Origin of the sequence: Pikeienuella piscinae, from assembly GCF_011044155.1 — a bacterium.
Lineage (GTDB): Bacteria > Pseudomonadota > Alphaproteobacteria > Rhodobacterales > Rhodobacteraceae > Pikeienuella > Pikeienuella piscinae.
The window spans coordinates 2,585,249-2,600,861 of sequence record NZ_CP049056.1; the positions used below are offsets into that span (position 1 = coordinate 2,585,249).

Genomic DNA, 15,613 nt, shown 5'->3' on the forward strand with positions numbered 1-15,613 from the left:
AACGAAGATGCGAATTCTGAAATACGCTCTTCGCCGCGCGGCGCAGGCGGTGCCGGTGATCCTTCTGATCATGATCGGCGCCTTCCTGCTGCTCAAGCTCGCACCCGGCGATACGGTGGATGCGCTGGTCGGCGATATGGGCGGCGCGGACGCGCAATTCATCGCGCGGCTCCGCGCCGAATACGGGCTCGACCAGCCGGTCTGGGTCCAGCTCTGGCGTTATCTGCTCAAGATGGCGAGCTTCGATTTCGGCTGGTCCTTCGTCTTCGAGCAACCGGTGGCGACGGTGCTGCTCGATCGGCTCTGGATCACGCTGACGCTGATGTGCTCCTCTCTCTTTCTGGCGTTCACCATCGGCGTCGCGCTCGGCGCCATCGCCGCGCGGCGGGCCTATTCCGCGACCGACAACGTGATCTCCACGCTCGGGCTGGTGTTCTACGCCACGCCGAGCTTCTTTCTCGCGCTGATGATGATCGTGCTGTTCTCGATCAAACTCGGCTGGCTCCCGGTGGGCGGGGTCAAGGACATCGCGGCCTTCTACACCGGCTGGGACCATTATGTGGATGTGGCGCTGCATTTCGTCATGCCGACGGCGGCGCTCTCCCTGATCTATCTCGCGTTCTATCTTCGCCTGATGCGCGCGAGCGTGCTGGAGGTCGCCGAACTCGATTATGTCCGCACCGCGCGCGCGAAAGGGGCCGGGGAGGGACGGCTGATGATCCATCACATCATGCGCAACGCGCTCCTGCCGGTCGTGACCCTGCTCGGGCTCCAGTTCTCGACGCTGCTCGGCGGGTCGGTGGTGGTCGAGACGATCTTCACGCTGCCCGGCCTCGGGCAGCTCGCCTATCAGTCGGTGATCCAGCGCGACATGAACACCTTGATGGGCATCGTGTTCTTGAGTTCCGTCATCGTGATCCTCGTCAATTTCCTCACCGATCTGCTCTATGCGCGGCTCGATTCGCGGATCGAACTGTCATGAGCCTCGCAGAACCGGACGCCCTGCCGCCCCCCGAGCCGTCCCGCCTCCGGGTCTTCTGGCGCCGTTATCGCCGCAACCGCGCGGCCGTGCTGGGACTGATCCTGCTCTTTGGCGTGATCCTGATGGCCCTGCTCGCGGGGATCTACGAGCCGGTGGACCCGCTGCGCCGGGCGGGCGCCCCCCTGACCTGGCCGTTCACCGATCAGGCGACGCCGCTCGGCACCGACCAGCTCGGCCGCGACATCCTCGCGGGCATCCTCTACGGCGCGCGCATCTCGCTCATGATCGGGCTGGTGGCGACGCTGATCTCGATCACGATCGGCATCGTCATCGGCGCGGTCTCCGGCTATTTCGGCGGATGGATCGACGATGTGCTGATGCGGGTGACGGAAGCGTTCCAGACCATCCCGAGCTTTGTCCTGCTGCTCGCGCTGGTGGCGATTCTCGGCTCCTCGATCGAGAATATCGTGCTCGCCATCGGCATCGTCTCGTGGACCGCGCCGGCGCGGCTGGCGCGGGCGGAGTTCATGTCGCTGCGAAAGCGCGAATTCGTGGAGGCGGTGCGCAATCTCGGCGTGGGCGACGCCGCGATCATCTTCCGCGAGATTCTGCCGAACGCGCTGCCTCCGGTCGTGGTCTACGCGTCGGTCATCATGGCGCTGGCGATCCTGATGGAGAGCGCGCTGGCTTTCCTCGGGCTCGGCGACCCGAATTATGCGAGTTGGGGCAACATGATCGGTCAGGGGCGCGCGGTGTTGCGCAGCGACTGGTTCGTAGCGGCGATTCCCGGAATCGCCATCGTGTTGACCGTTCTTTCCTTCTCTCTTCTGGGCGAGGGCTTGAACGAGGTTCTGAACCCGAGGCAGAAGAAGGGATGAACGAGGCGCCCGGACCCGGAAACCAGACTCCGATCCTCGAGATCGAAGACCTCCGCGTCGAGCTGCCGCGCGGCTCGGACAGGCCCTATGCGCTCGACGGGATCAGCCTGAAGGTGAACCCGGGCGAAATCCTCTGCCTCGTCGGTGAGAGTGGCTCGGGCAAGAGCCTCGCCGCCGGCGCCGTGATGCGGCTGTTGCCGGGGCCGCAGGTGCGGATGACCGACGGGACGATCCGCTTCGACGGGCGTGATCTCTCCGAGCTTGGCGAAGCCGAGATGCGCGCGCTCAGGGGCGACCGCATGGCGATGATCTTCCAGGAGCCGATGACGGCGCTGAACCCTCAGAAAACCGTGGGCTGGCAGATCGACGAGGTTCTGAAGCTGCACACGGATCTCAGCCGCCGCGCCCGCCGCGCCCGGGCGCTGGAGATGCTCGAGCGGGTGCATATTCCCGATCCCCCCTCGGCGCTCAACGCCTATCCTCATCAGGTCTCCGGCGGCCAGCGCCAGCGCGTGATGATCGCGATGGCGCTCGCCATGTCGCCGCTCCTTGTGATCGCGGACGAGCCAACGACGGCGCTCGACGTCACCACGCAGCTTCAGATCCTGCGCCTGATCCGGGAGCTACAGAAAGACGAAGGCTCCGGCATCCTGTTCATAACCCATGATTTCGGCGTGGTGGCGGAGATCGCCGACCGCGTCGCGGTCCTGCGCCGGGGCGAGCTGGTGGAGCAGGGGCCGGCCGAGGAGATCCTGAACCGGCCTCGCCACGAATACACCCGCGCGTTGATCGCCGCGGTTCCCGGACTGCGTCCGCCCCCGCCGCGCGATTTCTCGGACGCGCCGGTGGTGCTGCGCGCCGAAAAGATGCTCAAGACGTTCAAGGCGCGCGGTGGCCTGCTGAGCGGCAGACGCAAGGCGGTGCCGGCGGTCAACGAAGTCTCCTTCGATCTGCGCCGGGGCGAGACGCTGGGCGTCGTCGGCGAGAGCGGCTCCGGCAAGACCACGGTTTCGCGTTGCGTGACCCGGCTGCTGGAGGCGGATGGCGGCAAGGCCGAGCTTGGCGGCCGCGACATCCTTCACGCCGACGCGCGCACCCTGCGCGCGATGCGCTCGGAAATCCAGATGGTGTTCCAGGACGCGATGGCCTCGCTCAACCCCCGGAAACGGGTGGTGGATCTGATCGCCCAAGGGCCGATCACGCACGGAATGAATCCGGCTCTGGCGCGGGAGAAAGCGCGCGAGCTGCTGGCTTTGGTAGAGCTCTCCCCCGCCGCCGCCGAGCGCTACCCGCATGAATTCTCCGGCGGCCAGCGCCAGCGCATCGGCATCGCCCGCGCGCTGGCGCTGGAGCCGAAAGTCATCGTCGCGGATGAACCCGTCTCGGCGCTAGACGTGTCGGTGCAGGCGCAGGTGCTCAAGCTCCTGACGGATCTGCGCGCCCGTCTCGATCTCTCGCTGCTGTTCGTCACCCATGATCTGCGGGTCGCGGCCCAGATCTGCGACCGGGTCGCGGTGATGGAGAAAGGGCGGATCGTCGAGATGGGCGTCACCGCCGAACTCTTCGCCGATCCGCAGCACCCCTATACGCGCAACCTGCTCCGCTCGATCCCCGGCCGCGACTGGACGCCGCCCACGCAGTGGGACGACGCCGCATAATCTGTCCGGAGAGTGATGAACAAACCATTTCCCCCCTCCATCTGGGCCGATGTCTCGGCCCCTCGTCCGCCCAAGCCGAAACTGCTGGGTGAGACCGAGGCTGACGCGGTCGTGATCGGCGGCGGCTTCACCGGCCTTTCTTCCGCTCTGCACCTCGCGCGGCGCGGGCTGAGCGTCGTGCTGCTGGAGGCGAACGCAGTCGGATGGGGCGCCTCGGGGCGCAACAACGGGCAGGTGATCCCGATCCTGACGGCGGCCGAACCGGATGCGATGATCGCCCGCCACGGCGCCGCCGGCGAACGTTTCGCGCGGCTCGTCGGCGCGAGCGCAGGCTATCTCTTCGATGTCGCGCGCGAAGAAGGAATCGAGGCGGAGGCCGAAGCCGAACAGGCCGGCTGGTTTCAGCCCGCCCATTCCCCCGGGCGCATCCGGCTCAGCGAAAAGCGCGTCGATGCGTGGCGCCGGCTCGGCTTTCCGGCGGAGCTGTTGGACGCCAACGCGTCCGAGAAACTTCTGGGCTCCGGATTCTGGCATGGCGGCATGTTCAACCCGACAGGCGGCCACGTGAATCCGCTGGGGCTGGCGCGCGGCCTCGCCGCCGCCGCGGAGCGCCGCGGCGCGATCATCCACGAAGACAGTCCCGCGACCGACTGGGCGCGCGAGGGTGATTTCTGGCGCGCGCGGACGGCGGAAGGCGCGGTAAAGGCGCGCGCTCTTGTTCTCGCCACCAACGCTTATACCGATCACTCCGTCGCTTCGCTCGCGCCTCGGCTGGCGCGGACCATCGTGCCAGTGCTTTCCTGGCAGATGTCGACCGAGCCGATCGGCGACAATCTGCGCGCGAATATCCTGCCGGGCCGGCAGGCGGTCTCGGACACGCGCGGCGATCTGCGCTTCTTCCGCTATGACGCGCGCAACCGCATCATCACCGGCGGCGCGGTGCTCGGGTCATGGAACGTGGCCGAACGCGTGAAGGCGACCGCGGCGGCGCGCATGGCCGAGGCGTTTCCGGATCTCGGCGCCCCGAAGATGACCCACGTCTGGTCGGGCTATGTCGGCATGACGCGGGACCGTTTCCCGCGCATTCACCGACTCGGACCCGACGGCTGGGCGTGGATCGGCTGCAACGGGCGGGGTGTCGCGCTTTCGGTTTCGCTCGGCCGCGAGATGGCCGCCGCCATCGCGGGCGAACCGGAGGCGGAGCTGGCCCTGCCGCTTTCAGAGCCGGATCCGCTGCCCGCTCATTCGATCGTGCGCCGTATCGCGCCATGGTATCTCGCCTGGCTGAAGCGCGCCGACCATAAAGAGCCGAATTTTGACTGACCCGCTCGGAAGGAGACACAGATGAGCGACATGGGCATTCTCGTGCGCCGCCGCATCGAGGCGCTGATCCTCAAACACGTCTATGAAGTGCTGAAGGCCCGCTCCGGCGAGGAGGAGGCGCAATCCGTGATCGGCGAGGCCGTGTCCAATTCCGCGATCGAGCACGGCAAGGGCTTCGCCGAGGCGCTTGGGCGCGCGCCGTCGCTCAAGGACTTTCTCGACATCATGCCGCTCTGGACGAAGGATGACGCGCTCCAGATCGAAATGCTGGAAGCGGATGAGGAGAAGCTCGACTTCAATGTTGTCCGCTGCCGCTATTCCGAGATGTACAAGGAGATGGGTCTCGGCAATATCGGCCACCTGCTGTCCTGCAATCGGGATGGTGATTTCTGCGTCGGCTACAATCCGGAGATGGAGCTGACCCGGACGCAGACCATCATGAAGGGCGCCAGCCACTGCGACTTCCGCTACCGTATGAAAAAGGACTGATCTCAATGGCCGTCGAAAACTGGGTGTCGAAGCAGATTGCGGACCTGACCGAATTCCGCCGAGACCTGCACCGCAATCCCGAGTTGCTCTACGATGTCTCCCGCACCGCCGGACGCGTGGCCGACGCGCTTCGAGCGGCGGGCGTGGATGAGGTGCACGAGGGGATCGGGCGCACCGGCGTTGTCGGCATCATTCGCGGGCGCTCCGACGCTTCGGGCCGGATGATCGGCTTGCGCGCCGATATGGACGCGCTGCCTATCCTGGAGGAGTCGGGCGCCGAGTGGACCTCCGAGATTCCCGGAAAGATGCACGCCTGCGGTCATGACGGCCACACGACGATGCTGATCGGCGCCGCGCGCGAACTGGCCGAAAGCCGCAATTTCGATGGCGCGGTGGCGGTGATCTTTCAGCCTGCCGAGGAGGGCGGGGCGGGCGCGAAGGCGATGATCGACGATGGAATGCTGACCCGCTTCCCGATGCAGGAGGTCTACGGCATGCATAACCAGCCTGGCCTTGCGCTGGGCGAATTCGCGGTCCGCTCCGGGCCGATCATGGGCTCGGTGGACGAGATCCGCATCACGATCGAGGGTGTCGGCGGCCACGCCGCCTTTCCGCACCAGACCACGGACCCGCTGATGGCGACCTCGGCGCTGGTGCAGGCCGCGCAGTCCATCGTCTCGCGCAATCTCGATCCGCTGAAATCGGCGGTGATCTCGATCACGACGATCCACGGCGGCGACGCCTTTAATGTCATCCCTCAGACCATCGAGTTGACCGGCACCGTTCGGACGCTGGACGAAGAAGTCCGCACGATGGTGGAGCGCCGGCTGAACCGTGCGGTCCAGGGTATCGCGGACGCGTTCGATGCGAAGGGAACGCTCGACTATATCCGGATGTATCCCGTCACGGTCAATGACGAGATGGGAGTGGAGCGTGCGGCCGAGGCCGCGGCCGAAGTCGCCGGGGCCGAGCGGGTGAACATGAACTGGACGCCCTCCATGGGCGGCGAAGATTTTTCATTCATGTTGAACGAGCGGCCGGGCGCAATGATCTTCGTCGGCAACGGCCCGAGCGCGGGGCTCCACCATCCCGCATACGACTTCAATGACGAGGTCTTCGCCTGGGGCTGCTCCTACTGGACGACGCTGGTGCGCCAACGGCTGCGCGCCGCGGAATGATCCACGGCGCCGCCTCCTGGGATTCGCCGTCGACCGAATAACGGCGACCAGGCGGCCTTGAGCGCCAGGCGCGGCGCTCCGCCATGCGCTGAGAAGGGTGGAAGAGCTCCCCGATGGGACGTCGCGCGAGCGTGGATGTTTGCGGCGCATCCGCCGACTTCCGCGCATGTCTTTCTTCACGCTCTCGCCGGCGCAGCGCCGAACGGTTGGTTCGGAGAAACTTCAGTGCGTTTGCGATACGCGCCGGACAGGTCGTCACCCCGCCGGCGCGCCGGTTCGCTTTCGCGGCGACGGGCGACTCTGCGCCAGAGGATTCGAAAGGGCAACGATGCACAACCTTTCAAGACTGACCCACCACCCGCATTAACTGTTTCTTGAAGCAGCTGCGCGACCCGAGTCACACTGGTAGAATTTTGTTCAAGTCGCGCGGAGCCTCGGCTTGAAAATGGAGCGACCGGAATCGGGCTTCTATCGGTCACGCGTTCGCCGGCTTGAGGATCGGGTGCGCCTGAACGCGGCGCCCGAAGCCGTCGTCTCCGATCTTCCCGACGATCAGTTCATCAACGAGGATTTCCAGTTCTCGGTGACGTTTGACAATGTCGCCGACGTGAACGACGCCGACCCGAACGACATCGGCTATGGCCCATTCGTCGACGTGACCGTCGGGCCGGGCGTCGCGGTCAACAATGTGAGCTATCTCGGCGTCTCGACTCAGGCGCAGGAGGTGGGCGCCTGGGACGGCTCGCAATGGGTGGACGCTTCCGGAGATCCGGTGACGGAGCATCCGCTCGATCAGGCCGGCGGTTTGCTGGAGATCCCCGACGGCGTCGCGCTCGGCCTGGACGAGAACGCGAGTTGGCTGAACGTTCTCGCACCTTTCGGCAGCTACACACCCGACCACCCCGAGATCGAACTCGTCTTTTCCGCGACGATGACCGAAAGCCCGGATACAATGACGCCCTCCGGCGCTGTGCCCGGGGATGATATTCTCATCACCGCGCAGGGCGACTTCCAGTTCGGTGGAGATCCGCTCGACAATCCATCGACCGATCCGCCGATCCAGCAGGGCGCGGCGCAGTCGGATTCGGTAACGCCGATCATCATGCGGCTCGTGAAGGCGGTCCAGCTTCCCGAGGCCGAGAAGGCGCAGGGGCCGAATTTCGATTTCACCTACACGATCACCGTCGAAATCGCGGATAGCGTGACGGCCACCGATCTCAACATCCGGGATCTGCTGCCAGACAATCTTTTCTTTCTCAACGCCGATGCGCCGGGAGCCGACACGATCGACGCGCCCGGCGCCGGCGAGTCGCAGGGCGTGCCCGGCGTAGGCACCGTGACCGAGGCGACGTTCACCTATGATATGGTCACCGGCACGACCGCCGGGAACGACATCGTCATCACACTCACCGCCTATGCGCCGGAATTCGCCGCCGACGGAACCGATCTCGACGCGATGGACGAAGACTCGCCCGCCGCCTATGTTGTCGCGACCAACAACGCAGAGGTCGTGTCAGCCGATTACATGGCTCCCGACGGCACGATCGTCCCGGTCGGCGGCACGAACAGCGGCCAGTTACAGGATAGCATCGACATCACCATCCGCCCCTACACCGTGCTGAAGGCCGTCGTGGTGGAGGGCGGCGGCGATGCGAAGCCCGGCAAGTATCTGGAATTCAATGTCGACCTCGGCGAAGAAGGATTTCGCCGGTGGGATGGACCATGTGCCGGTGTTGCGGGTCGAAATGAACGGCCAGACCTATTTCTTCCAGTTCAACACGACGGCTGGCGCGAATGATGAGCAGGAGCTTGCGGCCGCATTTCAGGGCGACGGCTCGCAGGATCTGACATTCTTCCTCAGCGCCGCCGTACGCAACGCCGGCGCCGCCGACGAAACACTCTATGGCGATCTTTTCCTTGATGACGGACAGCAGGGTCCCACGAGAATGACCCTCACCTACTACGCGCTGATCGAGGAGAATTACCGCAATGGCGATGCGCCCGTCGTCGTCAGCGACACGCTCGGCAACACCGTTACGTCCACGACGTTCAACAGTCAGACCAGCGGGAACGCGGCGCATCCGGACGGCTCCAGCAGCAGCGCCGACATCGCGCCGCCCGACTCGACCAAAGCCGTCGTGGCGATCAACGGACAACCGCCGTCGGGCGGCAACCCGGTCATCGCGCCGGGCGACGAGATTACCTACAGCATCCGTATCGAGGTGACGTCTGCCGACGTCAACGATCTGAACATCACGGATTATCTGCCCGCCCCGGTCTATGACGTCGATGGAAACGGCTCCGGGTTCGTCTATGTCGGCGGCATGGGCGCGCCGACCCATACGAGGTTACGCTCGGCGGCGACGACACGCTGATCTCCGGAGGGATCGCGCCCGCGCCCACGGTGCCGACGGACGGCGCGTCGAACGCGCTGATTTTTTCGTTTGGCGACTTCTCGGAGCAAATGTCCCAAGGCGGCGTGATCGAGCTGCTCTACACGATCACCGCCACTGACCGGCCGTTCGCGGACGGACTTCTCCTGACCAATCAGGCGCTTGTCCGGGACACCGACAGCAATGGCGTCGCGGATACGAACACGATCGTCGACACGATCGTGCCGCGTCAACCCGTCCTCGACCTCACGAAAGGCGCAGTGGCGACGGATGCGGACGGCGCGGTGGACAGTTCGCTGGCCTTCACGCCGGACGACACGAACCCGACCAATGTGGACTTCACGCTCGGGACTGCGGGGTTCTCCTGCGCCTGCAAAAGCAGATGGCGACGGTCGAGCTGCTGATCATTGACGAGCTTGGCTTAGTCCCCCTCTCGAAGACCGGGGCCGAGCTGCTGTTCGAACTGATCAGCCAGCGTTACGAACGCGGCGCCACGATCATCACCTCGAACCTGCCTTTCGACGAATGGACCGCCACGTTCGGCGAAGAACGCCTCACCGGCGCGCTTCTCGACCGCCTGACCCACCACGTCCACATCCTCGAGATGAACGGCCGCTCGTATCGCCTCGCTCAAAGCCAGGCGCGCAAATCCACCTGACATCCGACTGGCTCAACCACGGACGCGCTCTGACTCTTGCGGTCAGCGCGCCCTCAGCGCATGCCGCGAGATCAGAATGCAGCTGCGGCTGGATATTCGGGCGCCCAAGTGGCGGGTGTTTCCGGCGCCATTGACAGATGGACTGAGCGGCCAGCACGGTCGTCTTCGGGGCGCTCTTCACGAGGGGGGCGCCCTTTCTGTCGTGGATCCGCGCTTGCGCGGACTGCTGGATCGACGGCGGGCCACTCGACCAGACCTCCAACGCGAAGGTCGTCGCAGCCGCCGCCCAGCCCACGTTCGCATCACGGCATGGCGGTCTTCTCAGGCGCCATCCCCCATTTCGACCGTGATCCCGCTCCGCATGCCCACCATTAGGTCAGGGTAAGAGAATGGCTTCAAGCTGAGCCGCCAGAGACGATACGGAATAGTCATTCTCGGCCTTGCGCCGTCCTTCCCTCCCGAGCCTGGCCCTCAACTCCGGGTCGTTCGAGAGCCTCCCGAGCGCGGCTTCCCAGTCTTCCGCCGTCTCACAGAGGAAGCCGGTCTCGCCGTCTTCTACGAGAGCGGCGTTGGCGCCAACGCCGCTCGCCACCACCGGCAGCGCGCAACCCATGTATTCCAACGCCTTGAACGCGCACTTGTACTCGTTGAACGGCCCGGGCGAGAGTGGGTAGAGTCCAATGTCGAACGGTTCCACGGCGTCTGCGACCGCGTCGGGGCTCGACCAGTCGATCTGATCGATGAAGTCGATGGTTACGCCCTCCAAGGCGCCGAACACGTCATAAAGACGCCGAACCCCGCAGGCCCCGACCAGACGGAAGCGGATGGGCTGACGCGCTCCGAGACGTGAAAGCGGCTTGGCGAGGATATTCGTCAGATCGTCGGCGTAATGCGCGCCGTTTCCGATCCAGCCGAGGCATACCGGCCTCTGGTCCGCCGGTTGAGTGGGACGGTAGTTCTCAAGCCGGATACCGGAAGGGAAATGGTGCACAGCCTTCTGAGAGCGCCGCGACAGCTCGACCAGCGCTTCGCTCCCCGCCAGAACGCCGTGGCTCAGCGCCATCATCTTTCCCGCGCGTCGGCCCGCCGCGGAAGAAAGCACGCGGCTTGGCGCATCGTCGATGTCAAAGAAGAAGCGCTTGCCCAGCAGACGACAGATCCGCGCCGCCAGAATATCGTAGCGGCCGTATTTCTTCTGGAAAACGACGACGTCGGCGCGGAATATATCGGCCAGCAGCGTGGGGTATTGCGTGCGCCGGTCGGTTTGCCGAATCGTGACTTCGTGGCCCCGGTTCTCCAACGCCTCGGCGATCCAGTAGCCACGAACGCGTGAACTGGCCTTACGCGCGTCGCCTGCCAGAACCATCAGAATATGCATGAAATCTATCCAGCCAGGACGGCGAAATCCGGCGACAGACCCATTCCGCGCACCTGTTCGGAGATCTCGGCGCGATACAAGGCGTTCGAAATCAGGACGAGGTCGGGCGACAGTTCGATCAGGGCCTCGGGCGGCACGATCTCCAGCGCGACGCCCGGCGCGAACAACCCGTGCTTGCGCTCATTGAGGTCGACCATCGCCGCGAGCGCTCCGCCATCCGGCCCTAGCGCATTGGCGAACGTCACACCCTTGGATCCCGCGCCCCAGATAACGACCTTGCCCGATGCGCCCGCCAGTCGGGCGCGCCAATCCGCGATTTCACGTATGGTGGCGTCCCGGAAATTGTCGGCGAGAGCGGCGATGCGATCACTGCCAGCGACGCTGTCCGGAGTGTCAGCGCCGTCAGGGCGCATCTCGACCATCAGGAATTGCCCTGCATAGCCCGAGCGGACGGAAACCGGTTTGAATCCGGCGCGCCGGAACGCGGAGGCGATCGACGCCGCGCTCCAGTACCCCACATGCTCATAAATCACGTCCCATATCGAAACGCTTTCGAGCATCCATTCGGCGTTCGGCACCTCGAAATAGACAGGCACGTCGCGGTCGCCGATCGCGTCGCGGATCGTCTCCAACAGCGAACGCGGCGTATCGAGATGTTCGAGGACATGACGGCATGTGATCATGTCGAAGGGACGGCGAAGTTGCCTCGAATCGAAATACTCTGGTACGATCTCGACGCCGGGGCGCGCCGCGAAAGGGCTCTCGCGCCCTTCCATCGACGGGTCGAAGCCGGTCGCCGTAGCCACGCCGCCCTGCATCAGCAGATCGAGCATATGGCCATCCCCGCAGCCGATCTCGATCACATGTTTCCCCACCAGATCGTAGCTGTCGATCAGATGGCGGGACAGATCCTTTGCAAAGGCCTGAAACGTTGTCGAATGGTGCAGTGCGTTCTCGTATCCGGTGGCGTAAACGACGCGCTCAGGCTCGAACGCCCGGTTCCAGATAAAGGCGCAAGTTTCACATCTGACCAGATCAATATCACCGACAGGCGCTGCGCGCGCGCTCTCACGGTCGGGCCAGAGCTGATTACAGATCACCGGCATATCCGCGATCGAAAGGACATCCTTCGGCGATCCGCATCCGCATATCGGGCATCTCTCCATCAGACCGCCACCAATTCGGGCGTCAGCCCCATTTCTTCCAGGCGCGCGCCGATCTCGTTCAGATAAATCCGGTTCATCACGATGACGATGTCCGGCGGACTATCCCGCAATTCTTCCGGCGCGCAGACCCTGTGTCCGGTTCCGGGCAGAAATTTCCCCTGCTTGAAGGGATTGATGTCGATCACGCGCGACACCTCCTCATTCAGGCCATTGGTCGTCAGGAACGACACACCCTTGGAGCCGCCGCCCCAGATGGCGACGGATTTACCCGCCGCATGCCTCTTGGTGACAAATTCCGTCCAGCGAGCGCGGATAGCGGAAACCCGTTCAGGAAAAGCCGCCGCCAGGCGCCGAATGTCATCGAGATCGCGCTCGTTCTCGAGCGGCGCCACGCCCGGCGCGGCCTTGGCGTACTGGATGATGTATTGTCCGTCATAGGCCAGGTACAGTTTCGTCACGTCCATGCCGGCCGCGCGAAACAGGCGCGCATGACTACCCAGAGTGAAATACGAGCAATGCTCGTAGTAGATGTCCCAGAATGCGCCTTCATCCAGCACCCGGCGAACATCCGGGGTTTCGAAAAACAACCCCACACCCTCATTTTGCCCGATAGCGCGTGCGATATCAGCCATGAACGTTTTCACGTCCGGAATATGCTCCAGCGTGTGACGGCAAACCACGAAATCCGGGCTGAAGGGCACGGTGGCGGGGTCGAAATATTCCCGCTGGAACGCAATGTCGTGGCCGCTCTCGACCGCCAGCCGTTCTGGAATGAAGCCGGGGTCGACGCCAAGCCCGATCGTGCCGGTCTGTTCGGCCAACTCCTTCAGAAATTCACCCTTGCCGCAGCCGATCTCCAGCGTGCGCTTGCCTTCAAGCCGGCAGAGCGACGCGATCTCGGCCGCAAGGTCCTTGGCGAACTGGTTGAACGTGCCCGAAAAATGTTGGCTTTCTTCTGTGGTCGAGGCGTAGTCGACAAGCTCCCGAACAAAAACCGTGTTGAAGATGAAACCGCAAGCGTCGCAAAAGCAAAGAACAAGCGGAGCCGTGCGAAACCCGCGGGCTTCCGCTGCGGTATCCAGCAAAACGCAGCTTTGGACGGGGATCGCGTCGAGCCGGTAGATTTCACTCAGGGCCATGCCTCCGCAGGCGGGGCAGGCGTCGCGCGGTATCGGCTTGTCCGCCACTTCACCGGCTCACGATCTCAAGGTCGGGAATCGGCACGATGAAACGCCCCCCGGAGGCGAGGTAGTCCTGTTGTTGGCGGACAATCTCATCGCGGAAGTTCCACGGCAGAATGAGCACGTAATCGGGCCGGTCGCTTTCGAGCTTCGAGGGTTCGTGAATGCGAAGTCTGACGCCGGGCATGTACTTGCCCTGCTTATGCGTGTTGCGATCGACGACATACTCGATGGCCCGCGTGTTCAGATCAAGAAAGTTGAGCATGATCGTGCCCTTGGCCGCAGCGCCATAGGCCGCGATCCGCTTGCCGTCAGCCTTGAGCCTGCCGATCAGTTCCCTCGCTTTCAGCCGAAACTCGCGAACCTTCGCGCCAAAATCGGCGTAGTAGCTTTCGCTATCCAGGTTGAGCGCCCGCTCTTCAGCCAGAAGCTCGCCAACGGCGTCGCTGGGCGACGCGTCCTTTCCGAAGAAGAGTCGCAGCGATCCGCCATGGATCGGCAGACGGCGCGCGTCGTTCAGATGCAGGCCATGCCGTTCGAACAGACGTTTCGCGCTGGTGACCGAAAAGTAGCAGAGATGCTCGTGATAGATGGTGTCGAACTCGACCTGTTCGATCAGATCGCGAACATAGGGGAACTCGACCACGACAACGCCGTCATCCTTCAGAAGCGTCGCCAGTCCGGCGACCAGATCGTTCTGATCCGCGACATGCGCGACGACATTGTTTGCGATGATGACGTCGGCCTGAACCCCGTCCTCGCGCAGTTTTTCGGCCACGCGGCGGCCGAAGAAATCGACGACGGTGGGAATGCCCTTTTCAATCGCCGCGTTGGCCGGCTGTTTCGCGGGATCGACGCCCAGAACACCGACGCCGCGCTCCTTGAAGTTCCGCAACATATAGCCGTCATTCGAGGCGATCTCGATCACGAGACTGTCCGGGCCCAGGCCCCGGGTCTCGATCAACTCCATCGCGTTTTCGCGGCTGTGCTTCAGAAGATCCTCCGAGAAGGACGAAAAATAGAGGTAGTCGTCTCCGAACATCTCTTCAGGTGGCCGGGTTTCGAGAAGCTGAACCAGGCTGCATCCCGGGCAATACGCCAGGCGGAGCGGCGCGAGTTTCTCGTCGGATTCCAGTCGGGATTCCTCCAGCAGTCCGTCCGAACGCGGCATCAGCCCGAGATCAAGGATCGGCCGCAACCCCGCATGCCCGCATGAAGTGCAAGAGACCTTGCCCGCATCATCAGCAAACTCGGCCGGGATGGTCTCCGCGCCGCAACCGGAATTGTCGGCGCCGCCTGTCGCCGTATGGATCAGCCGTTCGTCGATGATCCCGTCGTCGATCAGTTTCTTGATGTGCCCGATCCGCTGGTAGCGAGGGCCCTCGAATTCTTCCAGCGTCAGGTTCGCCCGCCTGTAGCTATCGAAGAGCGACTGCGCCCCCTTGCGCGCATCCCATGTCGGCTTGAAATGCGGCATGACGCGTTGGATCTTGTCGCAGTTCACCCGATAGGATCGCTTGTCGGGACCGGCGTCGTCGGCGAAGGTGACCTTGCAGCCCGGAACGACCTCCGCCACGATCTCGGCCAGTTCGCGGATCTGATAATTGTGCTCCGTCAGGCCGACATTGAACGCCTCGTTCCGAATGGCGGCGACCGGGGCTTCCAGCGTCGCCAGCATCGCCCTCGAGATGTCTTCGATATGCGTGATCGGCCGCCATGGCGTGCCATCCGACTTCATGTGGATATTGCCCGTGGTGACGGCCCAGGCCACGAGGTTGTTCAGCACGAGGTCGAACCTGATCCGCGGGCTGACCCCGTAGGCGGTCGCCGAACGCAGGAACGTCGGGGTGAAGCTGTCATCGGCGAGTTCGGCCAGCGCCTGTTCCGACCGGACCTTGCTTTCGCCATAGGGCGTCACCGGATTGAAGGCCCCGTTTTCGTCAATGAAGTCAGCGCCCGATGCGCCGTAATTCGAACAGGATGACGAGAAGACGAAACGCAGGACGCCCGCGGCTTTCGCAGCCCTCGCCACAGCCATCGTTCCATCGAAGTTGATGTCATAGGTCGTCGCGGGGCGGAAATCCCCGAGCGGATCGTTCGAGAGCGCCGCCAGATGGATGACCGCGTCGAAGCCGAGAAAGTCGCCCGGCGTCACATCGCGAATGTCCTTGACCAGCGTGGGGACAGAGGGAACCTCCCCGCCCTGAGCGAAAGTGCAGCGCCGATAAAGGTCGCTGTCGAGCCCCGCGACATCGTGGCCCGCGGATTTCAGCATCGGCGTCAGGACCGTCCCGATATAACCCTGATTTCCGGTGACAAGCACGCGCAT

At 64.0% G+C, this 15,613-nt stretch carries 13 protein-coding genes and 1 pseudogene; 10 read left to right on the top strand and 4 right to left on the bottom strand.

The window, feature by feature from the left end:
- Positions 1–7: 7 nt before the first annotated feature.
- From G5B40_RS12285 to G5B40_RS12330, 10 genes and pseudogenes are all read left to right on the top strand, one after another.
- On the top strand, positions 8–982 hold the full coding sequence (locus tag G5B40_RS12285) for an ABC transporter permease (RefSeq protein WP_165099047.1): 975 nt from the start codon (positions 8–10) through the stop codon (positions 980–982).
- Entirely contained in the window at positions 979–1,860 is an 882-nt protein-coding gene (locus tag G5B40_RS12290) for an ABC transporter permease (protein ID WP_165099049.1), read from the top strand. Before G5B40_RS12285 ends, G5B40_RS12290 begins: the two co-directional genes overlap by 4 nt.
- Positions 1,857–3,518: an ABC transporter ATP-binding protein gene (locus G5B40_RS12295; RefSeq protein ID WP_165099051.1), complete on the top strand. Its 1,662-nt coding sequence runs from the start codon at positions 1,857–1,859 to the stop codon at positions 3,516–3,518. The genes G5B40_RS12290 and G5B40_RS12295 overlap by 4 nt, the downstream gene beginning before the upstream one ends.
- Positions 3,519–3,533: 15 nt before the next feature.
- Entirely contained in the window at positions 3,534–4,841 is a 1,308-nt protein-coding gene (locus G5B40_RS12300) for an NAD(P)/FAD-dependent oxidoreductase (RefSeq protein WP_165099053.1), read from the top strand.
- 21 nt (positions 4,842–4,862) lie between these two features.
- A complete protein-coding gene (locus G5B40_RS12305; RefSeq protein WP_165099055.1) occupies positions 4,863–5,330 on the top strand; it encodes an L-2-amino-thiazoline-4-carboxylic acid hydrolase in 468 nt (155 codons plus the stop codon).
- A gap of 5 nt (positions 5,331–5,335) precedes the next feature.
- On the top strand, positions 5,336–6,508 hold the full coding sequence (locus tag G5B40_RS12310) for a M20 aminoacylase family protein (RefSeq protein WP_165099058.1): 1,173 nt from the start codon (positions 5,336–5,338) through the stop codon (positions 6,506–6,508).
- A 439-nt stretch (positions 6,509–6,947) separates the two neighbouring features.
- Positions 6,948–8,306, top strand: coding sequence for a hypothetical protein (locus G5B40_RS12315; protein WP_165099060.1), 1,359 nt, complete (start codon positions 6,948–6,950; stop codon positions 8,304–8,306).
- Entirely contained in the window at positions 8,224–8,883 is a 660-nt protein-coding gene (locus tag G5B40_RS12320) for a hypothetical protein (RefSeq protein WP_165099062.1), read from the top strand. The genes G5B40_RS12315 and G5B40_RS12320 overlap by 83 nt, the downstream gene beginning before the upstream one ends.
- Positions 8,884–8,972: 89 nt before the next feature.
- On the top strand, positions 8,973–9,305 hold the full coding sequence (locus G5B40_RS12325) for a hypothetical protein (protein ID WP_165099065.1): 333 nt from the start codon (positions 8,973–8,975) through the stop codon (positions 9,303–9,305).
- A pseudogene (locus G5B40_RS12330) lies at positions 9,239–9,559 on the top strand (ATP-binding protein); the annotation flags it as partial. The gene G5B40_RS12325 and the pseudogene G5B40_RS12330, both read left to right, overlap by 67 nt.
- A gap of 376 nt (positions 9,560–9,935) precedes the next feature.
- On the opposite strand, the gene G5B40_RS12335 reads toward G5B40_RS12330, so the two are convergent.
- The 4 genes from G5B40_RS12335 to G5B40_RS21010 form a co-directional block, all read right to left on the bottom strand.
- On the bottom strand, positions 9,936–10,937 hold the full coding sequence (locus G5B40_RS12335) for a glycosyltransferase (protein ID WP_165099068.1): 1,002 nt from the start codon (positions 10,935–10,937) through the stop codon (positions 9,936–9,938).
- Positions 10,938–10,942: 5 nt separating this feature from the next.
- Positions 10,943–12,037 carry a class I SAM-dependent methyltransferase gene (locus G5B40_RS12340; protein WP_165099070.1) on the bottom strand — a complete coding sequence of 365 codons (1,095 nt, stop codon included), beginning with the start codon at positions 12,035–12,037 and terminating at the stop codon, positions 10,943–10,945.
- 65 nt (positions 12,038–12,102) lie between these two features.
- The gene (locus G5B40_RS12345; RefSeq protein ID WP_246209492.1) at positions 12,103–13,290 is read right to left on the bottom strand and encodes a class I SAM-dependent methyltransferase; all 1,188 of its coding nucleotides are present in this window, start codon (positions 13,288–13,290) and stop codon (positions 12,103–12,105) included.
- A 1-nt stretch (position 13,291) separates the two neighbouring features.
- On the bottom strand, positions 13,292–15,613 hold the full coding sequence (locus G5B40_RS21010; protein WP_211907324.1) for an NAD-dependent epimerase/dehydratase family protein: 2,322 nt from the start codon (positions 15,611–15,613) through the stop codon (positions 13,292–13,294).

Bases quoted from the DNA above. Each gene is read 5' to 3' on its own strand.
- G5B40_RS21010 (WP_211907324.1), bottom strand. From the start codon at position 15,613: ATGCGCGTGCTTGTCACCGGAAATCAGGGTTATATCGGGACGGTCCTG.
- G5B40_RS12305 (WP_165099055.1), top strand. From the start codon at position 4,863: ATGAGCGACATGGGCATTCTCGTGCGCCGCCGCATCGAGGCGCTGATC.
- G5B40_RS12300 (WP_165099053.1), top strand. From the start codon at position 3,534: ATGAACAAACCATTTCCCCCCTCCATCTGGGCCGATGTCTCGGCCCCT.
- G5B40_RS12320 (WP_165099062.1), top strand. From the start codon at position 8,224: ATGGACCATGTGCCGGTGTTGCGGGTCGAAATGAACGGCCAGACCTAT.
- G5B40_RS12285 (WP_165099047.1), top strand. From the start codon at position 8: ATGCGAATTCTGAAATACGCTCTTCGCCGCGCGGCGCAGGCGGTGCCG.
- G5B40_RS12325 (WP_165099065.1), top strand. From the start codon at position 8,973: ATGTCCCAAGGCGGCGTGATCGAGCTGCTCTACACGATCACCGCCACT.
- G5B40_RS12290 (WP_165099049.1), top strand. From the start codon at position 979: ATGAGCCTCGCAGAACCGGACGCCCTGCCGCCCCCCGAGCCGTCCCGC.
- G5B40_RS12310 (WP_165099058.1), top strand. From the start codon at position 5,336: ATGGCCGTCGAAAACTGGGTGTCGAAGCAGATTGCGGACCTGACCGAA.
- G5B40_RS12335 (WP_165099068.1), bottom strand. From the start codon at position 10,937: ATGCATATTCTGATGGTTCTGGCAGGCGACGCGCGTAAGGCCAGTTCA.
- G5B40_RS12295 (WP_165099051.1), top strand. From the start codon at position 1,857: ATGAACGAGGCGCCCGGACCCGGAAACCAGACTCCGATCCTCGAGATC.